General features: G+C 43.5%; 19 protein-coding genes and 1 pseudogene. 15 read left to right on the top strand and 5 right to left on the bottom strand.

The window, feature by feature from the left end:
- The first annotated feature begins 42 nt into the window (after positions 1-42).
- Positions 43-1,224 carry an alpha-hydroxyketone-type quorum-sensing autoinducer synthase gene (gene cqsA / locus AB6E54_RS02700; RefSeq protein WP_372074013.1) on the top strand — a complete coding sequence of 394 codons (1,182 nt, stop codon included), beginning with the start codon at positions 43-45 and terminating at the stop codon, positions 1,222-1,224.
- A gap of 195 nt (positions 1,225-1,419) precedes the next feature.
- On the opposite strand, the gene AB6E54_RS02695 is transcribed toward cqsA, so the two are convergent.
- The 3 genes from AB6E54_RS02695 to AB6E54_RS02685 form a co-directional block, all read right to left on the bottom strand.
- Positions 1,420-3,468, bottom strand: coding sequence for a response regulator (locus tag AB6E54_RS02695; RefSeq protein ID WP_372106240.1), 2,049 nt, complete (start codon positions 3,466-3,468; stop codon positions 1,420-1,422).
- Between the two features lie 256 nt (positions 3,469-3,724).
- A complete protein-coding gene (locus AB6E54_RS02690; protein WP_017059123.1) occupies positions 3,725-4,540 on the bottom strand; it encodes a TauD/TfdA family dioxygenase in 816 nt (271 codons plus the stop codon).
- A gap of 310 nt (positions 4,541-4,850) precedes the next feature.
- Positions 4,851-5,750: a Vmh family MBL fold metallo-hydrolase gene (locus AB6E54_RS02685; RefSeq protein WP_372168732.1), complete on the bottom strand. Its 900-nt coding sequence runs from the start codon at positions 5,748-5,750 to the stop codon at positions 4,851-4,853.
- A 160-nt stretch (positions 5,751-5,910) separates the two neighbouring features.
- Here AB6E54_RS02685 and AB6E54_RS02680 point away from each other — a divergent pair, with 160 nt between their 5' ends.
- Together AB6E54_RS02680 and AB6E54_RS02675 are read left to right on the top strand one after the other, a co-directional pair.
- Entirely contained in the window at positions 5,911-6,804 is an 894-nt protein-coding gene (locus tag AB6E54_RS02680) for a LysR family transcriptional regulator (RefSeq protein WP_017059121.1), read from the top strand.
- Between the two features lie 145 nt (positions 6,805-6,949).
- Entirely contained in the window at positions 6,950-7,351 is a 402-nt protein-coding gene (locus AB6E54_RS02675) for an ACT domain-containing protein (protein WP_017069835.1), read from the top strand.
- Between the two features lie 106 nt (positions 7,352-7,457).
- Here the strand turns inward: AB6E54_RS02675 and AB6E54_RS02670 are convergent, their stop codons facing one another.
- Entirely contained in the window at positions 7,458-9,344 is a 1,887-nt protein-coding gene (locus tag AB6E54_RS02670; RefSeq protein ID WP_372106238.1) for a methyl-accepting chemotaxis protein, read from the bottom strand.
- 334 nt (positions 9,345-9,678) lie between these two features.
- Between AB6E54_RS02670 and AB6E54_RS02665 the strand changes: the two genes are divergently transcribed.
- Both AB6E54_RS02665 and AB6E54_RS02660 read left to right on the top strand, forming a co-directional pair.
- On the top strand, positions 9,679-10,380 hold the full coding sequence (locus AB6E54_RS02665) for a YafY family protein (RefSeq protein WP_102333240.1): 702 nt from the start codon (positions 9,679-9,681) through the stop codon (positions 10,378-10,380).
- 115 nt (positions 10,381-10,495) lie between these two features.
- Positions 10,496-10,855, top strand: coding sequence for a VOC family protein (locus AB6E54_RS02660; protein ID WP_102333239.1), 360 nt, complete (start codon positions 10,496-10,498; stop codon positions 10,853-10,855).
- A gap of 52 nt (positions 10,856-10,907) precedes the next feature.
- Here AB6E54_RS02660 and AB6E54_RS02655 read toward each other — a convergent pair whose 3' ends face one another.
- Positions 10,908-11,624, bottom strand: coding sequence for a DUF1826 domain-containing protein (locus AB6E54_RS02655; protein ID WP_102333238.1), 717 nt, complete (start codon positions 11,622-11,624; stop codon positions 10,908-10,910).
- 291 nt (positions 11,625-11,915) lie between these two features.
- On the opposite strand from AB6E54_RS02655, the gene AB6E54_RS02650 reads away from it, so the two are divergent.
- The 10 genes and pseudogenes from AB6E54_RS02650 (at position 11,916) to AB6E54_RS02605 (ending at position 21,358) form a co-directional block, all read left to right on the top strand.
- Positions 11,916-12,488 (top strand): YceI family protein, encoded by a 573-nt coding sequence (locus tag AB6E54_RS02650; RefSeq protein WP_017059117.1) that lies wholly within the window; start codon positions 11,916-11,918, stop codon positions 12,486-12,488.
- A gap of 405 nt (positions 12,489-12,893) precedes the next feature.
- Positions 12,894-14,084, top strand: a complete 1,191-nt coding sequence (locus AB6E54_RS02645) for a YbfB/YjiJ family MFS transporter (RefSeq protein ID WP_102333237.1) — start codon at positions 12,894-12,896, stop codon at positions 14,082-14,084.
- Between the two features lie 50 nt (positions 14,085-14,134).
- Positions 14,135-14,791, top strand: coding sequence for a glutathione S-transferase family protein (locus AB6E54_RS02640; protein ID WP_102333236.1), 657 nt, complete (start codon positions 14,135-14,137; stop codon positions 14,789-14,791).
- A gap of 171 nt (positions 14,792-14,962) precedes the next feature.
- Positions 14,963-15,658 (top strand): VC0807 family protein, encoded by a 696-nt coding sequence (locus AB6E54_RS02635; RefSeq protein ID WP_017059114.1) that lies wholly within the window; start codon positions 14,963-14,965, stop codon positions 15,656-15,658.
- Positions 15,659-16,014: 356 nt separating this feature from the next.
- Positions 16,015-16,290 carry an HU family DNA-binding protein gene (locus AB6E54_RS02630; RefSeq protein WP_017059113.1) on the top strand — a complete coding sequence of 92 codons (276 nt, stop codon included), beginning with the start codon at positions 16,015-16,017 and terminating at the stop codon, positions 16,288-16,290.
- 34 nt (positions 16,291-16,324) lie between these two features.
- On the top strand, positions 16,325-16,468 hold the full coding sequence (locus AB6E54_RS02625; protein ID WP_017059112.1) for a hypothetical protein: 144 nt from the start codon (positions 16,325-16,327) through the stop codon (positions 16,466-16,468).
- Positions 16,469-16,788: 320 nt separating this feature from the next.
- Entirely contained in the window at positions 16,789-17,691 is a 903-nt protein-coding gene (locus AB6E54_RS02620; RefSeq protein WP_133154293.1) for a VirK/YbjX family protein, read from the top strand.
- A 268-nt stretch (positions 17,692-17,959) separates the two neighbouring features.
- Positions 17,960-18,076, top strand: a pseudogene (locus AB6E54_RS02615) (pyridine nucleotide-disulfide oxidoreductase); the annotation flags it as partial.
- A 78-nt stretch (positions 18,077-18,154) separates the two neighbouring features.
- The gene (locus AB6E54_RS02610; protein WP_372127464.1) at positions 18,155-19,858 is read left to right on the top strand and encodes an FAD-dependent oxidoreductase; all 1,704 of its coding nucleotides are present in this window, start codon (positions 18,155-18,157) and stop codon (positions 19,856-19,858) included.
- Between the two features lie 726 nt (positions 19,859-20,584).
- Positions 20,585-21,358, top strand: coding sequence for a plasmid mobilization protein (locus AB6E54_RS02605; protein ID WP_372127463.1), 774 nt, complete (start codon positions 20,585-20,587; stop codon positions 21,356-21,358).
- Positions 21,359-21,437: the final 79 nt, after the last annotated feature.

Here is a 21,437-nt window from a genome sequence, read left to right as displayed (position 1 = left end):
GCCGTCAGCGCTGGCGTTTTCCTGTATTTGAAGAGAACTATTATGAGTGATAAAACAAAAAACAAACCACTACCTTCCTTTATCGAAGAACGCTTGAACTTCTATATTCAAGACCTGATTACCCAGAACCAAAGCCAGAAGCATTTAGTATTGGGTAAACGCCCCCAGCGTAATTCCGTTGTGATGCAGAGCAATGATTACTTAGCGCTGTCACATAACAAACCGATCCAAGAGGCCCATCAAGCGGCGATTGTCGAACAAGATGACAACGTAGTGATGTCTGCAATTTTCTTACAAGATGAGCAGTCTAAACCTGCGTTTGAAACTGAGCTCGCGAACTATGTCGGAATGGAGAGCTGTTTGCTTTCTCAGTCTGGCTGGGCTGCTAATATTGGGCTATTGCAAACCATCTGCCCACCGGGCACACCTGTGTACATTGACTTCTTTGCACACATGTCGCTATGGGAAGGCATTCGCGCTGCAGGCGCCCTCGCCCACCCGTTTATGCATAACAATATGAATCACCTGCGCAAACAGCTAGAGCGCCACGGCTCCGGCGTTATTGTGGTCGATTCGATTTACAGCACAATCGGCACCATCGCCCCACTACGCGACATCTACGAAATGGCGCAGGAGTTTGATTGTGCCGTTGTCGTTGATGAATCGCATTCACTGGGTACGCATGGGGAAAATGGTGCTGGCTTAGTTCACGCATTGGGTATCACTAACCAAGTCGACTTCATTACCGTTAGCTTGGCTAAAACCTTTGCTTATCGTGCAGGCGCTATTCTTGGGCCGAAGCAGCTTTCAGAAACCTTACCTTTTGTCGCGTATCCAGCTATTTTCAGCTCGACCGTGTTACCACAAGAGGTGGTTCGTTTAGAGAAAACATTAGAGGTAATAAAAGGCGCAGAAGACAAACGAGAAGCCTTATTCAAAAGCGCTAAATCGCTTACTACCGGTCTCAAACGGATTGGCTTTAACATCCGCAGCGAGTCTCAAATTGTGGCACTAGAGTGTGGTAGTGAAAGAAACACCGAACGTGTTCGTGATTTCCTCGAAGAACGAGATGTATTCGGTGCGGTTTTCTGCCGCCCCGCGACGGGCAAGAACAAAAACATCATCCGCTTTTCGGTCAATGCCGACATGACACCAAGAGATATTGACCATGTGCTCACCGTTTGTCATGAAGCGTACAATCATCCGGAATTAGAGTTCGTGTGATTGTAAGGGCAATTCACACAACAGGATTCTTTGAAAGATAAGATCCCTTCCGATAATCAATATAAACGGCAGGACTGAATGGACGCTATCATGTCGCGATACAAAAAGAGCCCAGCGAATTGCTGAGCTCTTTTCTTGTGTTCATCTGTTTATCTGTTTATCTAGTTCAGCTGGATAACCGGACGGTGCAACAAATCAAATCCAGTGAGCAATTTTGTCGAACAGTCGGTTTTTGTCTGCCGGTTTGACGATAAAGTCTGACATGCCTGACGATTCCATTTTCTCTAAAGTGACTGGCGAGCTGTCACCCGTGTGAGCAATAATTGGCACTGAAGAGTATGCTTTGTTAGCGCTTCGAATTCGACGAGAAGCTTCAACACCGTCCATGATTGGCATCTCGATATCCATCAGAATTAAATCAATATCATCGCTATCCAACGCATCTAAGGCTTGTTGTCCGTCTTCTTTTTGCACAACATCAAAGCCCTGTTTTTCCAATAACATTGCCGTAAATCGGCGTAGAGATTCATTGTCATCGACCACCATAATCGTACGTTTAGTGGTGGCCTCTAGCGGTTTTACAGCAACCGATGGCATCACGCAGTTGGAGTCAAACAGTAAACGGTCAATGGTCGCTTTAGTATTCAGTAGCCAGACTTGTGTTTCCACCCAAATAGGCTCGAAAGAAATGTTACGTACACGCTTGATAGGATGACGCTCATACAAGTAAATGATTCGCGCCTCAGTAAACGAAAGTAACGATTCAATCCTATCGAGGCAATTGGCTCTTAAATCCAAGCTCTCCATATCAACGAATATCAAGTCGAATTCGAACTGGTATTCCTTATTTTTAAGCGCTGATGCTACATCCAACACCGTGAGCTCAAACCCCATAAAACGGGCTACCTCAGTCATTTTATTGGTGAGAACTTTCTGGTCACTCACCATTAGCACAGTCTTAAGTTTAGTCAGTTCATTCTTGATTTCTTTCACCGAATGGGAAGACAAAGACGGAAAAGTCATCGTGAACTGTGTCCATTGATCCACTTCAGACTGACATTTAATTTCACCACCAAACGAGCGCATTACCTTCTGACAAAATGGCAAACCTAAGCCGTAATTACCCGATTGGCCAGTAGTATAAAAGTCCTGAAAAATGCGTCGAATCACATCATTTGAGATGCCTGATCCGTTATCGGTAACCATTATTTGATTGGCCACTTCATCACTACACATGGTGACATGAATATGAAAATCTTCAGGGCTGCGATGGTGGAATGCGTTCTTGAACAAGTTATACATCACGTACTTCAACAAAGTGTCGCTACCCAAGAAATCAAAGTTACTCTGTACGTCTAAAGAGATTGCTGATTTATCAGCAGAGCGCTTGTAATTGAAACTGTCTATCGCATCCTCAACCACCGCTTGCGCTGAATGCTTCTTAAACGTAGATCGAGAGACTCGGTTTTCATCAATTGAAGTCAGTAACAGATCTATCGTTTCGTTACCGGAATGAATGATCTCCATCGCTTCATCGCCCACTTCACGCAACTGAATCACTTCTTCATTGCTTAACGCATATTGCCCTTTTTGATCGCCACTTTTAGGGTTCGGCAATATGGACTGCATGACATCAATAGAGGTAAGTAATCCGCTTAGAGGGTTTCGCATCTCATGGGCAATACCCGCACCAAAAGACTTCGCCAATGACACCTTGTTTTCATGTTCCACCTGATTGCGGAAGTAGAACAAGTTGCCGAATAAGTAGATAAACAAAAAGATTGGCACATGCGTCCAATCCATTGTGAGTTCGAGGTAGAAGCCTTGTGCAATCCAAGCGCACAAGGTAGCAATCCCAATACCGGCAAAGGTTTGTGCAAACATCACTCTCGTCACGTGCACCAATAAAATATGGAGGAAAATAGCCGACATGAATGACATAACCCAAACGTTGGACCAATTATTCATTAGCAGCATGTAGAAGAAGAAACCTGGCAAACAGATAGTTACGGCAACTTGATAATAAGCCGGAAGGTATTTTCGCCATTCAAATGGGACGCGATTGCGAAATATAATGCCAAAGAACAATACCGAGCAAAACAGGCGAAGCGCTAAGTTTTCGTAGGGTTGCGGGAACAAAAACTCCCACACAATGTAGTAAATTGGGAAGCCGACAAAGCCCATCCAACCCACGAGGGTTAAATTCGGTTCTGCGTACTGGTAAACTTTACGAATCGCGTTCATACGAAATACTTTGCTCTCTAAGCCCTGACGTTTATTAATTCTATGATTTGGTTTTTATACTTATATTTTGGCGCCGATTATATTACACATCACGTCCGAGCAGTGAGGTTTCAATCAAATATGTACCAAAGCATTTGTTTTTATTATTAAGCGTAGATGAATGATGCACCCTGCTGACGCTTAAATTTAAGTACGAGTGCTTGGTTCAGGGATGGGCATGCGCGGTGTTCTTTTGATAACTGTGTTCAGCTTACTGCTATGTCACTGTTACTCGATGCATTTTTCTTGGAGTATCCCCGTAATCTATCACTGCGTAATGTTGCGTTACCCTGTTATCCCAGATCGCCATTGAGCCGTTGTCCCATTTGAAACGAACTTGAAACTCAGGGCGTCTCGCAATTTCAAACAGTTGGCTGAGTAAAACATCACTCTCTTTGCGGTCGAGTTCGTTGATATAACGAGTAAACTGTTCATTGATACAGAGCGTTTCTTTATCCGTTTCAGGATGAACTTGAACAACAGAGTGAACCACTGGCGGATTCTCCTGTGCTGTTTTAATCAAGGATTTGTGCCAATCGAGATCAATGTCTTCTGATTCTATACCTTCAAAGGCCACAAGCGAATGAGTCGCCGACAACCCTCTCAACTTAGCTTTCATATCTTCATGTAGAGATTCAAAAACCGCAGTCATAGAACACCAGATAGTGTCACCACCAATGCTTGGAATGTGTTGAGCATGCAACAGTGAAGCTTTCGACGGCAAGCTGCGCCACGTTAAGTCGGTATGCCAATAACTTTCCTTTGGCGCATTGCCACGGGTTGTTTCAATCACACTCACCTGTGGCGCACTTTCCACGCGAGGGAAGAAAGGATGTGCAGGTTCTAACGTTCCAAAGCGCTGTGCAATCATCAAGTGTTGTTCTGGAGACAAAGTCTGCCCGTCGAGAAAGATCACTTGATGGGCAATAAGTGCCTGATACACCTTATCGAGTTCATCAGCACTGCATGTAGAAAGCTCTAGTTCGTGAATACGAGCGCCGATGTGAGGAGTAATGGGTTCTATTTTCAACATACTTTCGCTTATTGGTGATATTGAGTTGCAGGGCGGATCTGGCTACTAGGCTAATCTGACTACTAACTGTAAACCGGGTAAATGCTGATTTTCTTTCTCACTTGAAATAGAAAGTCGTCTCTCCGAAACAAAAAAAGAGCACCTAAGCTGGAGCTCTTTTCGTTTTTTGATACTTCCTGTATCCATAGACAAGTCCAATCTGTAGTACTTTCACTGAAAGCCAGATCATCGATATCTCCAGTTGTGTATCACCAATAAATCTAGCATACAATCTTCAGACTGTTCTGGGAGACAACCGAGATAATCAACTCTAGTGCCAAGCCATCTCACCGCTTAGCACTTTCGCGCCAAGTTCTAAATCGCCTTCCGTAGCCTCAAATTTCGGGTAGGCTTTCTTCATGTAATCACTGATCTCGACCGATGTTGGATTACTTTTGCTCGCCAACGCTTTTTCAATATCAACCACATAATCCTTCGTGAAGTGAACTGCATTTATTCCTGTTGGCATTTCACCTAAATAGTGACCCGGAATTACAACCTCTGGCTCTAGTGCTTTCATACGCTCCAACGATTGTGACCACTGGCTACGAATCTCTTTCGATGCAGTATCTGCCATCCATACATGCACACCGCTATACACCGACACGCCACCAAACACCGTTTTTTCAGACGGAACCCATAGGTAAGCTTGGTGTGTATTTATCTCTTTCACTTCGATGGTTTCACCTTCGATGCTTAATGTTGTGTCGTTCATCACCATTGGAACAATCACCTTAGAGGGCGCGTTGCCTTCTAATATAGGCCCCCAGTATTCAAGCTTTGCATCTTTGGTGCGTTTGATATGCGCGACAACGGCTTCACTGGCAACGACTTTAACGTTAGGAAATGCCGAAACTATCGGTTCCAAACCAAAGTAGTAATCTGGGTCGCCGCTGCTGATGTAAACCATCGATAATTTTTTGCCTGTGGCTTTGATTTGCTCCACCAAATTTTGTCCGTCTGCGACACTGAATTGTGCGTCAAATAGAATCACTTCTTTCTCACCCGAAACCAATACCGAGCTTGCAGGGAATATCGCGTTCTCACCGGGGTTATAGTTAGTGATGTTCAGATCCACAGCTAAAGCAACACTTGATGCCAGCACGGTTCCTAGGCTTATGGTTCCTAAAAGCATGCTTTTTGATAACAGGTTTTTCGATAACGTATTCATGGCTTTATTCCGATACTTGGAGTTGAACACCTGCCAACTCGTTGAATGTCCAAATATCTTATTTGATTGTTTTTAGATGAAATAGATATCAAATTGACTTTAACTATTGCAGTTTTCGGACATATACTGAGGTCGGTTTAATTCTCTAGGCAATAAAACAATGGATAAACTCGAGGCAATGAATGTCTTTGTCACCATAGTGGAACGTGGCAGTTTGAGCGCAGCGGCAGAGCACCTTGATCTCTCACGAACCAAGGTCACTCGTTATTTGGGTGAGTTAGAAACATGGATGGACACACGCTTGCTTCACAGAACAACACGAAGCTTGAGTTTAACCAGCGCAGGTAAAGAAACACTTGAGGTCGCCAGAGAACTTTTGGCACTGGAAACATCCCTAGCTGGGATCAGAAACCAAAACCGAGAGCATTTAAAAGGTCAGCTGCGTATTACTGCGAGCTACTCGATTGTCGATAGCTTCTTGATGGAATCAATTAGTCGCTTCATCGCCAAATGGCCAGAGGTTTCTATCGACATTATCTCGACTGATCAGACCGTCAACCTGGTTGAGTCACGCATCGATTTGGCCATTCGCATAACCAACGAACTGACGCCCAATATTGTCGCGAAGCAGATCGGTGAATGCCGCTCCGTGATTTGCGCATCGCCTCAATATCTAAAAGAGAAAGGCACACCCACAGAAGCCCAAGATCTAGCGCACCACAACTGTTTATCGTTCAGTTACTTTGGCAAAACCGCTTGGACGTTCAATGGCCCCAATGGGCTCGAATCGGTTCCGATTAAAGGGAATATCAGTGCAAACACCTCAGAGGTTCTGCTTTCTGCCACACTCAAAGGCAACGGTATCTGTTTACTGCCCTTCCCTTCAGTGGAAACCTTGATGCGTGATGGTCTATTAGTGCCACTGCTTTCTGAATGGCAACCTAAAACGCTCGGTGTTCATGCTATTTATGGAACGCGTAAACAAGTCACACCGCTGTTAAGAGCCTTTATCGACCATTTATCTGACGAGATGGAACAATCGACAAGTTGGTAGAAGTACGATGCCATCACTAAGGAGGAAAACTTGCCATTAGTAAAACTGATGCAGAATTAAAATCATTAATTTTACTTAACTGTCAGTTGCTTCTATCGTGACTGCATACATCATCAATTAGCTTATTAACGCAGGGAAACTGACTATGACTGCCATTACCGATTTAGACATTTTGTTAAAGTCCATGTCACCAGAACTCATTGAAGGCAACTATGTTTTCTGTACTGTCGACGGAGCGTTAACAGACTATGTTCAGCTCAATCCAATCTCAACTTTTCGTGAGAAAGAAGGTTTAACGCTGGTTCTGGAAGAAGACGTTGCGACCAAAGCTCAGCTAAACTTCGACGGTGTATTTAGCCTTATCACTTTATCGGTACATTCGAGCCTTGAAGCGGTTGGATTAACGGCGGCGTTTGCGACAAAGCTTGGCTCTTACGGCATTAGCGCTAACGTGGTTGCGGGCTACTATCACGACCACATCTTCGTTCAAAAAGACAAAGCAGAAGCTGCAATGAGTGCGCTGAAAGAGTTTTCAGAAGTAGATTAGTAAAGAATTCGATTACTCACAAATACAAAAAAAGCGACGTAATCTACGTCGCTTTGGCTTATTGCTTAACGTGCACTCACTGATCAGGCATCAGTGAGCGAACCAGTTAAGCAAGCTTAAAAGTCGCCACTTTGTCACTTAAGCCAGCGGCTTGGCTCTTAAGTTCGTTCGACTCAGTTAAGCTGTCCTGTGCGCCCACAACTAAGTGGTCGGTAACATCTTTAATGGTCGCCACGTTCTGGGTAATTTCACCCGTCACATGTGTTTGCTCTTCAGCAGCCGTCGCGATTTGAGTCGCCATATCGCTGATCAAAGCAACTGCAGTATTGATCTCTTCAAGCGCATGCGAAGCTCGATCGGCATCTTCTACTGAATGTATTGCCAACTTAGAACTGCTCTCCATCAGCTCAACCGCTTGCGCCGTTGTGCGCTGCAGGATATCAATTGTTGATTTGATCTCTTCTGTTGAAGAGTGAGTGCGCTGCGAAAGCACACGTACTTCATCAGCAACCACAGCAAAGCCACGACCTTGTTCACCAGCACGAGCCGCTTCAATCGCTGCATTCAAAGCAAGTAAGTTGGTTTGTTCTGCAATGCCTTGAATCGTTGCGAGTACAGTCGAGATCTCTTGAGCATGCTTGTTAAGTTCGCTAATCACACTACCCGCTTCATTAACTTCATTGGCTAGGTTATTGATTGAACCTTTGGTATCCACAACCAGAGCGTGACCACTGTTAGTGCTTGTCGCTGAATCTTGCGCCGCTTTTGCTGTTTGCTCGGCATGCGATGCTATCTCTTGCGTGGCGCTCGCCATTTCAGTTACGGCCGTCGCGACCATAGTGATTTCTTGCTGCTGATGATTAAGCTCATCCACCGAACGGTTCGCACGCTGAGCACTTTGCTCTGACTGGCTGTTTAGCTGTTCTGACTGCCCACGGATATGGCCAATCAACTGCTGTAAGCTTCCAACAAAGGTATTGAAGTTATGAGCCAACTCGCCCACTTCATCTTGGTTTTCAACATGAATGCGTTGAGTTAAATCACCACTACCATTCGCGATTTGCGCCAGTGCTTGAGAAACGTGGTTCAACGGACGGAATAGAATAGTACACAAAAGGTTAAACAGTATGGTACATACAATGACGACCAGCAGTGTCACTAAAACTTGACCAATCACTGCATCAAATAACGGTGCAACCAGAGAGTCATGATTAACAACACTCACTGTAATCAGGCTCGTTCCATCAATCGCACGTGCGTACAGAACATAGTCGCTGCCGTTCAACTCGATAGAAGTGTCTTTACCGCTAGTCAGAGCATTTTGTACATCGGAGAAATTTAACCCAAGTGAACTGATATTCTTGTTCAGTAACTTAGTGTCAGGGTGCGTATAAACCGTTCCTTTGTTGGTCGCGATGAACATGTAACCTTCACCTGGAAGAATCACCTGCTCTAGACTGTTTAAGATGTCTGTAATTTCTACATCACCACCCAACACAACCTGTTGCCCATGCAGTTGCATTGCTGCTCCTAATGAAACAACGTTCGCCCCAGTTGCTGCAGCAACCGTTGGGTTATCCATGAACACCTTGCTTGGGTTCGCAACCGCATTGGTGTACCAACCCCATACGCGTGGATCATCATTGCCCGGTGGCAACACAACACCGTTCGCGTTCTTTTGCGAACCATCAGGAAATGCCAAGAAGACATTATCAAAAGAGGCTGAGTCACGAACCTGTTTTAGATGAGTCACCAAGCTTTCTTGTTTGGACTCTTTCGAAAGAGAAGTAAGCGCACGCTCTTTGGATAAGATCCAATCCGATACATATTGATTGTACGAAGCCGATGCGCCCTCTAAGCGCTGTTCAACTTCAATATCCAACCTTTGCAGTGAAGCACGAAAAGACAATGCCTCGACCAAGATCCCCCCCAGGATAATGGCCATACTGGCTGAAATCGCCAGTTTATTTTTAAGCGAGAGTTTCTTGAACATAGGAAACCTATAATGTGGAAGTAAAAAACCGTGGCGAACAAATTGGTTGCCAAAGAGGTTTGCAAGCGGGATATATTTTACGCTTTAAAATAAATTAAGAAACCGATGAGGAACTGAAATATTGATATATGTGAGTAAGTGCACGCATCGTAACCCATTGATTTAGAGAATGGTGAACTCTAAATTTCAAATTGGAAACGAGAATAAGTTCAACGGTAGGCGTCAAACTTTAGGACTGGTAAAGGCACAGATCACGCCATTTCTCACAACCTAAATAGCGTTACGGGTTTTGATCCATTAATCTAATCGTTCATTCTGTCGTCTGAGTTTTTCTATGTCCCGAAGCCAACGTCTCTTTGACCTACTCCAACTATTACGCTGCCATAAATACCCAGTTACCGCCGACTACTTGGCGATAGAACTCAATGTAAGTACTCGCACTATTTATCGCGATATCGTGACACTGCAAGCACAAGGTGCTGAAATTGATGGTGAAGCAGGAGTTGGCTATCAGTTGAAACCGACCTTCACTCTCCCTCCGATGATGTTTTCAACGGAAGAATTGGAAGCGTTACGGCTTGGCGCTGAATGGGTAGCGAAGCAAGCCAATGGGGAATTCAGTGAGTCAGCTAGAAATGCCATTGCCAAGATTTCTGCTGTGTTACCTGCTGACCACCAGGCCAAACGCAGTGAAGATATCGTGCGTGTTGCTTCAATCATTGAAGTCGCAGAGTTAACCATTGACCTGTCGGACATCAAGTTCGCAATTAAGCAACAGAACAAAGCTGAGATTCATTACACAGACGCCAAAGCTAAGATTAGCTCTAGAATCGTTTGGCCAATGTTGATTGGCTTATTCGAACAACAATATGTCTTGGTCGCTTGGTGTGAAACGCGAAGTGCGTATCGTAATTTCAGGCTCGACAGAATTACCGAATGGAAAATACTTGAGCAAAAGTACCAGCATGCGCGCCACGACTTGATCAAAGATTGGCAGAACATGGAAGGCATTGCAGATAAAGTGATTCGCTACTGACAAAAACTGTCACAGGGGTTCGATACATTGCTGTGGTCCCAAACCGGGCTCAACACAAAAACCGAGTTAACTGAAACCAACACGGCAAACCCAATTGAACAGTTCAGGAGCTACTATGTTTACCATCGATTCATTTGTTCTTTATGTCACTGACATTCACCGCAGCATGGATTTCTATTCTAAAGCCTTTGATTGCGAGCCAAAGCTTCTATCACCGACCTTTGCTGTTCTAGACTTTGCAGACAATGTTAAAATCACACTCAAGCAAGCAGATGTTCTAACACCAGCAAGTAACATCAAGGGTGGCGGTACTGAGCTCTCTATGCCTCTTGCGGATAAAGAGACACTGGAAAACATTTACAACACATGGAAAGAAAAAGGCATCCAGTTTGAGCAAACGCCAGAAGAGTCCGTTTACGGCATCAACTTCCTTGCTGTTGATCCAGACGGACACCGTATCCGCGTATTCGCTTAAAAGAATAAGAGCAAGCCGTATTTGAGCCGCTTGCTCATCTCATAAAAGCTTACTAACCGAAATCTAGAGTCAGCAATAGTCGCGTCTCATTTGATGACGTAACTGGTGAACGGTGAACAAGGCCTCTATTCTCATTGCCACTCCAACGCTCCCCTTTCAATAGCGCCACATCACCATTAGCCATTTGTTGAATATCAGATTCATGAGCGTATAGGCCTGAACCCGAATCTGGCTGTCCATTACTTCCACGGCCAAGCTTAGAACGGTCGACCGATTCGTTTGGCAGCCATTGAGTCGCAACGCCGTGATAGGTTGTCACTAAACGGCAAGGAACTTGGTCAAAATGAAAACGAGGACACATCGCTTTATTCAGAACCGCCAAACGGAGCCCTACTTCTTCAAGATCGAACAAACAACAGAACATATCCACCAGCTCTGCCATGTTTTCTAATAACGCTTTGGAAGCGGTTCCATCGGTGGCAAATTCCAATTTATCGAGAGCATATTCAGGTGACACGCTAACAGACTTACTGAAGCTAGGATTCGAGGCGATGAATTCACTAATTGCCATAGTTAAATCTTCATCAAACTGTCGCTGCCATACCGCTATATTAATATCGCTTTGGTAGATATCCGCTAATACCGTTGGCTGCTCAGAAGCGCTAAGTCCTGGCTTATGATTCGCCTGATCCTTGATACTCACAACGGAATTAATGTTAAGTGGCTGATTGCTATTCGTTATCAAAGGCTTGGTCAACACGGCATTCATTACGTCATCTCCTTGATGCATGTTTATCGTTTCTCTTTTAATACTGCAAACGTCGTTCACAGTAATAGTGACTGTTAGTTATGTTATAACATAACTAAACTTACACAAGTAACTTTGCCGATCATGGTTCCAATAATATGGCGATGCTCTACCTTCGTCAGGTAATTTGATGAATGCTGAACTAAGCTTCTATCTATCTTTTTCTAATTTATCTTTAGTTCAAATAAAGACTCCAAAAATGCACGACTCGAGAACGTTAAACTTGTGAATTCATCAATGTGGTGACAACTTATGAAAAAACTAATCTCTACACTCGGCCTCCTATGCACCGTTATCTCCGCTCAATCTTTCGCGGAAACGGGCTACACGTTAGACCCCAATTTATCGAATATCACGTTCGCAACCATCAAGAAGCAGTTTGTTGTTGAGCCCGCATCCATCAAGCCTTTATCTGGTGGTCTTACCGAAGAGGGTCAATTTGCCATATTGTTGGACGTAAAAAGTGTGAGTACTGGCGTGGATATTCGCGATCAGAGGCTCAATGAGCTCTACTTTGAATCGATGACTTTCCCTGAAGTGAAAATCTCTGGAAAAGTTGAACCGTCAATGTTGTCTGGTGACCCAAAAAGAACAACCATTGCAGCGGAGGTTACCTTGCACGGCGTAACAAAAACGATTGATTTTCCCGTTTTAATCGTTCCATCAGAAGAGTTAGTGATGGTTAGTTCAGCCTCGACAATCATCGTCAATGGCGCTGATTTTGGAATATCGACAGACAACTTGAACAAGCTATCAGCTACCGTTGGTGGGTTAGCGATTTCCGACAAAATCCCTTTAAGCTTCAATCTGCTCTTCGATAAATAATGGGTTCACACCTACCCAGTTAGATCTTTCTTAATTCACATTCATCTATCGTTTAAGGTGGGTGAATGTCAGTTAAAACCGGCAAGTCAGCAAACAGTCCTAGATAAACAAGTCACTCATGTTCAATTAAAGCGGTCGGTCGTCCAACTTTAGTCTAACAATTAATCACTCAAATCTGCGGTGATTAAAACAATCGCTTATTGCCTTATCCTCGGCAGAACAACACATCCACCTAAGTGTTTAAACACACTCGCTATTTACCTATCTCAAACCGGTTTTAAATGAGCAAATTATATGACTAACCGCCTAGTGATATTGATGGTGAATGATGTCAATATGCAAAACTAAACAAAGATCTTGTCCTAGTGCTAGAACATCTAGCTAAACCTAAAAAGAGCCCTTTTCATGCTGAATAAACACATCGTTAATCGAGACAGCTTGGCTGGAATGGGGGCCACTCTAATAGGCAACGGGATCGGTAGGTTTGCCTATATAGCATTAATGCCGGCTCTCATTCAAAGTGGTTGGTTTAGCGAAAGTGATGCATCTTACCTTGGTGTCGCGACCCTTCTTGGGTACATATTGGGTGCACCTGCTGCCAACATACTGCTGCGTTACTTTAGTGCTGGGCAGTTAATTCGATTCGCTATGTTGATGAGCAGTTTTAGTTACTTAGGCTGTGCGCTACAAGAGGCGCCCTTAACATGGTTCTATGTTTGGCGAACGTTGGCTGGAATTGCGGGTGCCTTATTAATGGTTGTCGCCCCACCAGTGATTGTCCGAAAGTTTAATCCCGATGTGAAGGCGCGTGTCAGCGGTGTCATATTTTCAGGCATTGGACTTGGTGCGATGTTATCAGGCACATTAATCCCAGTACTGATCTATTTTAGTGTGGTGTCGGCTTGGATTGGCATGGGAGTCATCGCATTAGTCACAACGATACTGACTTGGAATGCATGGCAAACCCAACCTAACACGTCTAAAGCGCCTTATATAAAATCCTCCTTCTCTCAGCTCTCAAAGCCAAAACTAATCAGCGTTGCGCTTATTCTGTTAGCGTATACCTTCGACGCTATTGGCTACTTACCCCATACCTTGTTTTGGGTAGATTACATCGTGCGCGAACTGGGTATGTCGTTTAGCAGCGGTGGTTTATTCTGGGCTACCTTTGGTATTGGCGCCGCCATTGGACCATTGATTACCGGTGTATTGGGAGACAAGTTAGGGCTTAAAAAATCCCTCTGTATTGCATTTAGCCTCAAGGCTTTAGGCGTCGCATTACCGCTTATTAGTACACACCCTATCGCGCTGTTAATTTCTTCATTACTGGTTGGTATTTTCACGCCGGGAACGGTAACTCTAGTGTCGACTTACACGTTGGAGATTGTAGGCTATGAACTGCATACCAAAGCGTGGGCAGGAATGACACTCTCTTTTGCTGTATCACAAGGTGTGGTTGGGCTTTTGATGGCGTACTACTTAAATCATATGGCTTCATACGACGTGTTATTCACCATTAGTACTGCTGTTTTGGTGCTGTCTGCGGTGTGTACCTTAATGACTGTAACTCACTCTAAGCCTGAACACATGACCTAGTTCTAAGCTAGCTTCCAGAGTTCATCTGACGAATACAATAAAGGATTATCATGCAACTCTACTTAAATGAAACCTCCCCGTTTTCGCGCGTAGTCGCAGCAACTGCGCTTCTATCACGCTGCTCTCCTCTGTCTTTTGTTTGGGTTGATCCATGGAGCTCCCCGGCCAACCTAAAAAGCGTCAATCCGTTTTGTTTAATTCCAGCACTCAAACTTGAAGACGGAACAGCACTAACGGAAAGCTTGTGCATTTGCCAATACCTAATTGAAACGTACCAGCCTCAAACGCTACGTCAGGTAACGTTAAGTCGTGCCAATGAAATGCAAACGTTAGGAACAGCAAAGACGTTAATGGAGATCGCGTTTAGAACCGCGGCATTGATTCGCTATGCAGACAGTGACAATGCGCTTATCCATAGAGGGCAAGAAGGTATGGTTGCCGCCCTAGAGCAACTTGACCAAGAGATAAAAGAACAAGGACTAGAATCCCTTTTGAGCGACAACTTGGCCACCTTGTATCTCCATGTAGCTTTAGATTACGTCCAGTTTCGACATACTGAATTGTTTGATGAAGTGGACAGCCGCAACATCATCGATTTTTTACACCTTTCTCCATTCGCAGACGTACTGACACTTATAAGCATTGAGAGTTTGGCAAACAAGTCTGATTATGAAACGTTGCTTGATTCGTTCGGTCGGGAGACCTAAAAGCATCCAGAACTAGAATGCGTAAAGTCTTGAATTCAACGAGAGATAGGCTCAGAGATGTCGTTGATGTCACATGTCGTTACACAGCATGACGCCTTAAGGCTTTACATCTTGGGCGAGGTAAACAACAATCAGTGAGAATAAATCCATAACATAATGTATTTAGAAATTATGAGTAACACAGAAAACAAAAAATCGAGTCCTCTTTTCGAAGTCGTGTTTAACGTCTTTCTTCCTTCATTCATTTTAATGAAGTTCAGTGGAGATGAGCATCTCGGAACAGGCTTAGCATTACTTGTCGCACTAGCCTTCCCTATTGCTTACGGTGGCATGGAGTTAATCCGCAATAAGAAGTTCAACTTCATCGCTGCGCTCGGCTTTGTAAGCGTGCTATTGACGGGCGGTATTGGTTTCTTCGAGCTAGACACTCGTTGGTTAGCACTAAAAGAAGCATTAATCCCTGGTCTAATTGGTTTGGCGGTTCTTGGCTCAACCTTCACCCGCTACCCGTTTATCCAGAAAGTTATCTTCACACCGGCCCTGTTAAATATCTCTCTTATTGAAGAGCGCCTAAAGCAGTTCGGTAACCAAGCAAAGTTTGATCGTTGTCTAATGACATCCAACTACCTATTCGCGAGTACTTTCGCATTTTCTTCAGCTATGAACTACTTCCTAGCGACTTGGATTGTGACTAGCCCTGCTGGCACCGCTGCCTTTAATGAAGAACTTGGCAAGCTGACACTTTACAGCTACCCAGCAATCGCCATCCCAAGCATGCTGATGATGTTAGGTATTTTCTACTACATTTGGCGTCAAGTTCGCACGATGACATCACTAGAAACAGAACAAATTTTTATTACTAAATAGTTCTGAATTAACAAATCGCTCTGACAGCACAACATGAAGCCCAGCAATTAAGCTGGGCTTCTTTGTTTTTACTCTTTCGTTATCAACGTGATAGATGACAGCTTCGATTTGGATTATGAATCGAACGGGCAACCCTAATGCTCTTTTCTCAAGTAAATTTGGGCAACATGTCTATAAACCAATAATAATCAATGAATTGCATTGATTGAACCGACAGATGCTTTTATAGTCAATTCTGTTGGTTACTTTACAAAGCTCTACCCGCTCACTGACATTATTTCAATTGCTGTTGATAAGATCGCATAAGCTAGGTGCTAAAGGTAGACGCCAGCCGTACTCAATAAGGAATATAGATTATGAACAAATCTCAATTAGTTGAACACATCGCGACTTCTGCAGACATCTCAAAAGACCAAGCAGGCACAGCACTAAATGCGCTAGTTGAAGGTATCTCTACTTCGCTTGCGAACGGTGATGACGTATCGATCCTTGGATTTGGTAGCTTTAAAGTTAACTCTCGAGCTGCTCGCACTGGTCGTAACCCGCGAACCGGAGAAGAGATTCAGATTGCCGCATCAAAGACGCCAGCATTTAAAGCGGGCAAGGCACTAAAAGAGACGTGCAACCTGTAACACAAAAAACACAAAAAACACAAGGAAGATTACGATGACGACTAAGGAAAAAGCGAAAACGAGCCGAAGCAAAAAAGCAGGCAAGTCGACTAAAGCGCAAGCCGAAACGCCTAAGACTCGTCAACGCATTGAAGAGCTTCTCGAAGAGCGTGAACTGGCTAAACTGTTAGAACTTTAGTTTATATAAGAACTAAAGTTTAGGTTTAAGCAAGGTGATAGTTTGTTATCGTTCTAATGCCACTGCAGATTTGTAGTGGCATTTTTGATTTAGGAGCAAGCGCCTCTAATAAATAACATTGATACCCCTCCCCACTAAAGCGACAAACACATCTGTCCAAAATCTGAACGCTAAGTAACTGATTGAGTTACATAGCTATACATATCCATACTTACCCAAATCACCTTTTTCACTATCATCATTTTCTTGTTATTGGTGAGATTATTGGAAGGGTTCATGACACGACTATGTTCGAGCAATCCTTCTTCTTTGAGGTGATTATGAATGTCGTTCGCATGGGGATTGAAGCAAATACCCATAAAAATAAGGGTAAGTACAAAGCGATAGTTAAGTTTACTATTCGAGCCCTGTTTTATTATTCAGCTACTCGAAAAATGAGTAATAATTTCAACTCTGAAGAGAGAAAGTTATTATTTATCAAGCAACCCAACTTCCTTTCTAAATTTGTGACTCCCTACTTATGTACTGGCTTTAGCAATAAAGAAAAGATCGATATCTTATCCAAACACTACGACTGGTTTGAAAACACCTTCGCAACAGAAGCTAGACACCAAATCTATAACGAAAGGCTCAATCTTTTAAAACTTGAGATAGATGACAACGTTTATCTGGTTAATCTCAGCTTCGAAAGAAACGCGAGAAAAGAAGGTGAACTGACAATTTCATTGACCAACTCTCAACTCGAAAAAATGTATACCATTTCGTTTACTGTTTTCGACAACAACATCTACATCGGCGGTATACAGGGTGGCGCCAATGACAATGGATTTAGCCGCACATTCACCAAAGCTTTTTACGGTTTAAGACCTAAATCCTTCATGGTAGAAACACTACGACTGCTCGCTATTAACTTGGGTATCGACAATATCTATGCGGTAAAAGAGTCTGGTCATGTCTCGAACTCATTACGCTACGGTAAGAAAAACAAAGACATCAGCCTTAAATACGACAGTCTGTGGGAAGAGCACGATGGACAGGTGCATGATAACTATTTCTATCGTCTCCCGACAAACCCGAGCAGGAAAGATCTTGAAGCTCTAAAACGTCAAAAGCGTAAGTTGTATCGCGAGCGTTATGCCTGGCTAGATCTGTATGAACAAGATCTGAAGAACGTAATCAGTCAGCACATCCATGATCCTGTTCATTATGCTCATGACAGTTAATTTGGCTAACCTGTACTCGACTCGCTAACGCGTATTACCTTTACTAGCGTGCTTTAGTCTAATCACAGCCCTTGGACCAAACGCTCAATCCCGAGGTGATAGCTTTAAAATAAATATTAGACAATGCTAATTTACATCTTTATAGTATCTAGGTATTTCGAAAACTACTCAATCGCCGGCGACCAGCCAGTACTGATCATTAAGAAGATACAAGCTCTATGCTCGGCAATTTGTATAGTTAAACTTAGAGACAGTAATAGGTAAACGTATGACTAAAATTGTAATCATCGGTGGCGTAGCTGGAGGTGCTTCAGCTGCTGCACGCGCTCGTCGTCTTAGTGAAGAAGCCGAAATCATAATGTTTGAACGAGGACCATTCGTCTCTTTAGAAAAGTAAATAATAAACCACTTTTTTACAGAGAGTGGTTTATTAAGTACTTTCGATTAAATTTGGAGTTAGGTAATGACAAAGATTCTTATTGTTGGTGGCGTTGCTGGTGGAGCATCAGCCGCAGCACGTGCTCGTCGCTTGAGTGAAGATGCAGAAATCATCATGTTCGAAAGAGGAAGTTTCGTCTCGTTCGCCAATTGCGGCTTGCCATACCACATAGGTGGCGACATTAAGGATAGAAGTAAGCTCCTCTTGCAAACTCCAGAAAGCTTCTTAGCTCGATTTAACGTTGATGTTCGTGTTATGAACGAAGTCATATCCATTGATCGACACAACAAGCAGGTTACTGTTAAGAACCTATTAGATAATAGCGAGTATACTGAAAGCTACGACTTCTTGCTCCTTAGTCCAGGCGCAGGCCCTATCGTACCGCCAATCCCTGGTATTGATAACCCACTAACCCATTCGCTGCGTAACATCCCAGACATGGATCGTATCATTCAAACGATCCAGATGAACAAGCCAGAGCACGCAACGGTTGTCGGTGGTGGATTCATCGGTCTAGAAATGATGGAAGCCTTCCACCAATTGGGAATTAAAACCACGCTAATTGAGATGGCGGATCAGGTGATGACACCTGTCGACCGTGAAATGGCGGGCTTTGCTCACGCTGAAATTCGTCAAAAAGGTATTGACCTTAAACTAGGCGTTGCTCTTCAAGCTATCGAGTACGTGCCGAACGAGCATATAGCCAGCATCGGCTCTGGTGAAGATACCGAACACCTGCATATTGAAGGTGAACTAAATCTTACTCTAAGCAATGGTGAGTCACTAACTACTGACATCTTAATCATGGCTATCGGTGTGCGCCCTGAGACTAAGTTGGCAAAACAAGCAGGGCTTCAAATTGGTGAACTAGGTGGTATCTACACCAATGAAATGATGCAGACCAGCGATCCTAGCATTTACGCTGTGGGTGATGCGGTCGAAGAAAAAGACTTTGTCACAGGTGCACAAACTTTGGTGCCGCTTGCTGGCCCTGCTAACCGTCAAGGTCGCATGGCTGCCGACAACATGCTTGGACGCAGTGAAACCTATCAAGGTACACAAGGCACCGCTATCTGTAAGATATTTGACCTCGCGGTTGCTTCAACGGGCAAAAACGAGAAACAACTTAAACGTGATGGTGTTGAGTACGAAAAGGTCTACGTTCATACCGCTAGCCATGCTAGTTACTACCCTGGTGCCGAGATTGTATCATTCAAGATGTTGTTCGATCCTAAAACAGGCAAGATCTTTGGTGCGCAAGCGGTAGGTAAAGATGGTGTCGACAAACGCATTGATGTGATGGCGGTTGCCCAACGTGCGGGTATGACTGTTGAACAACTCCAACACTTAGAACTCACTTACGCGCCGCCGTATGGCAGTGCCAAAGATGTAATCAACCAAGCGGCATTTGTAGCAAACAACATCATTAAGGGTGACGCCACTCCGATTCACTTCGATGAAATGGATTCACTGACAGACGAGCAAGTTCTTCTTGATGTACGTAATCCTGGCGAGCTTGAAAATGTTGGCTTTATCAAAGATGCGATCAACATTCCTGTAGACCAATTGCGTCACCGTATGGACGAGCTACCAAAAGACAAAGAGATCGTTATCTATTGTCAAGTTGGGTTACGCGGTAACGTTGCATACCGTCAGTTAGTTAATAACGGCTTCAAGGCCCGTAACCTGATTGGCGGTTATCGCACTTACAAGTTCGCCAGCGCTTAAGTTAAGCTAAACACTGCCCTTTTCCTTTAGAGCACTCTATGTGCTCTTTTTTTGATTGTAACAATCAGTCAGTCTCTTGATGCGCACATCTCCAAGAAAATGGTGTAGCAAATGGATATTTGAGCCTAGATTTTAAACGCCACAATGGGCGAAATGTTGTGAGAATCAAAGCTATCTGCATAGTCACTAGGCTAGGCATACTAGTTATAGGCTAAAGGCTAGCCATATCTGACATCGCTGTTCTGCAAGCTAAGCAACACAACAACACAAACTCGAAACATTCGCCAACGGCGGAAATATGAACTCTTACGTTTCTTTCTACCATTAAAATACCCCACTCTAACTCTATATATTGCTCCTCAACCCTTGAGCTAACATTTGTTAGCGCATCTATGTAACTTGACTAAATTAATTTACTTTGCATTAAGTTAAACCCCACAAACAACCATTTTCATGAAATGGCTTTTCTAACATAAGTATATTCCACTTTGTTAATTGCTCATATTTACTGATGAATTTTTGTGTGTAACCAACATAAAACAAAAAATCAATTAATCTACCAGAAAATAATATATATGTCAGTTGATTAGTGTCAATAATAACCTTAACATATATACATGGTCATAAATAAACACCCCAACCGCTCTTTAGAAATTTAAATAAACATCACACTCATTTAGTACGGGCCGATACTTAACAATAAGGTCATCGCACTCAATAAATATCATGCAACAAGCCAGTACTGATATTTTCTCGTTCCTCGAAAATCCCAGTTGCTTGCTCTGCGAGGCGTCCTCGGCTACGCCTGTGGTGCTCGAACCTTACGGTTCTGCGCTAAAAGCACTACCAAAAATAATAATAATAAAGGTTACAAAAATGATTAAACTAACTTTCGAAGAGCTTATAGCTCGACTCAGCAAAAAAGAACTTGAACAAATGCGAACTGACACTTTTCAAAGTGAAGAAATGAGTAATACAGAAAAGCTCGAACGCATACAACTAATAGAAATCGCAATTAAAAAACGCTCCAAGCGTGGTCGACCTACAAAAAGCAAAGAACAGAAGCAGACAAAAAAGATTACTGCGAATGTGACCCAAGCTGAGCAGAAGCTATTGAGAGAAAAAGCAAAGCGCCTCGGCTACAAGCATATAAGCGACTACTTAAGGCACATCTGCTTCAATTTAACTCCGCAACTTAGAGTAGAAGAGACAAGTCTGCCCAATACCGCTTCTGAACAGTTCTTTTCAGACACCATGAGTGAGGTCGTCAGTCTTCTTCAGTACTCGTTAATGCAAGAGAAGCTAAATAACGAAGAAGTGATGAACATTTTCAACTTTCTGCAAGACATTCAAAATGTCGTCACAGAGCATCGTCAGCATCGAATTGGAGAGTTCGATGAACAGACAGCTATCGTTATCGCAAATCAGTTCCTTAGCGCAGAGCAGCTCCAGGAGCTCGCTGATAACAAAGCACTAAATGACGAGCTATCAATTCAATAAAAACCGTAAGCTACTACAACTAAAGCAAACTTGATTTGCAAGCAAATCAAAAGCAAGTCGAGTTTTCCTTTCCTACTCC

Source organism: Vibrio sp. 10N.247.311.49 (assembly GCF_041467655.1).
Taxonomy (GTDB): Bacteria; Pseudomonadota; Gammaproteobacteria; order Enterobacterales; family Vibrionaceae; genus Vibrio; species Vibrio crassostreae_C.
Note: the sequence above shows the minus strand (reverse complement) of the source record. Positions and strands in the feature narration are given on the sequence as shown.

What these genes read in the sequence shown, in the direction of transcription:
- AB6E54_RS02605 (WP_372127463.1), top strand. Translation starts at nt 20,585, where the DNA reads ATGCAACAAGCCAGTACTGATATTTTCTCGTTCCTCGAAAATCCCAGT.
- AB6E54_RS02645 (WP_102333237.1), top strand. Translation starts at nt 12,894, where the DNA reads ATGCTGAATAAACACATCGTTAATCGAGACAGCTTGGCTGGAATGGGG.
- AB6E54_RS02695 (WP_372106240.1), bottom strand. Translation starts at nt 3,468, where the DNA reads ATGAACGCGATTCGTAAAGTTTACCAGTACGCAGAACCGAATTTAACC.
- cqsA (WP_372074013.1), top strand. Translation starts at nt 43, where the DNA reads ATGAGTGATAAAACAAAAAACAAACCACTACCTTCCTTTATCGAAGAA.
- AB6E54_RS02660 (WP_102333239.1), top strand. Translation starts at nt 10,496, where the DNA reads ATGTTTACCATCGATTCATTTGTTCTTTATGTCACTGACATTCACCGC.
- AB6E54_RS02680 (WP_017059121.1), top strand. Translation starts at nt 5,911, where the DNA reads ATGGATAAACTCGAGGCAATGAATGTCTTTGTCACCATAGTGGAACGT.
- AB6E54_RS02655 (WP_102333238.1), bottom strand. Translation starts at nt 11,624, where the DNA reads ATGAATGCCGTGTTGACCAAGCCTTTGATAACGAATAGCAATCAGCCA.
- AB6E54_RS02610 (WP_372127464.1), top strand. Translation starts at nt 18,155, where the DNA reads ATGACAAAGATTCTTATTGTTGGTGGCGTTGCTGGTGGAGCATCAGCC.
- AB6E54_RS02635 (WP_017059114.1), top strand. Translation starts at nt 14,963, where the DNA reads ATGAGTAACACAGAAAACAAAAAATCGAGTCCTCTTTTCGAAGTCGTG.
- AB6E54_RS02670 (WP_372106238.1), bottom strand. Translation starts at nt 9,344, where the DNA reads ATGTTCAAGAAACTCTCGCTTAAAAATAAACTGGCGATTTCAGCCAGT.
- AB6E54_RS02640 (WP_102333236.1), top strand. Translation starts at nt 14,135, where the DNA reads ATGCAACTCTACTTAAATGAAACCTCCCCGTTTTCGCGCGTAGTCGCA.
- AB6E54_RS02625 (WP_017059112.1), top strand. Translation starts at nt 16,325, where the DNA reads ATGACGACTAAGGAAAAAGCGAAAACGAGCCGAAGCAAAAAAGCAGGC.
- AB6E54_RS02665 (WP_102333240.1), top strand. Translation starts at nt 9,679, where the DNA reads ATGTCCCGAAGCCAACGTCTCTTTGACCTACTCCAACTATTACGCTGC.
- AB6E54_RS02630 (WP_017059113.1), top strand. Translation starts at nt 16,015, where the DNA reads ATGAACAAATCTCAATTAGTTGAACACATCGCGACTTCTGCAGACATC.
- AB6E54_RS02675 (WP_017069835.1), top strand. Translation starts at nt 6,950, where the DNA reads ATGACTGCCATTACCGATTTAGACATTTTGTTAAAGTCCATGTCACCA.
- AB6E54_RS02650 (WP_017059117.1), top strand. Translation starts at nt 11,916, where the DNA reads ATGAAAAAACTAATCTCTACACTCGGCCTCCTATGCACCGTTATCTCC.
- AB6E54_RS02685 (WP_372168732.1), bottom strand. Translation starts at nt 5,750, where the DNA reads ATGAATACGTTATCGAAAAACCTGTTATCAAAAAGCATGCTTTTAGGA.
- AB6E54_RS02620 (WP_133154293.1), top strand. Translation starts at nt 16,789, where the DNA reads ATGAATGTCGTTCGCATGGGGATTGAAGCAAATACCCATAAAAATAAG.
- AB6E54_RS02690 (WP_017059123.1), bottom strand. Translation starts at nt 4,540, where the DNA reads ATGTTGAAAATAGAACCCATTACTCCTCACATCGGCGCTCGTATTCAC.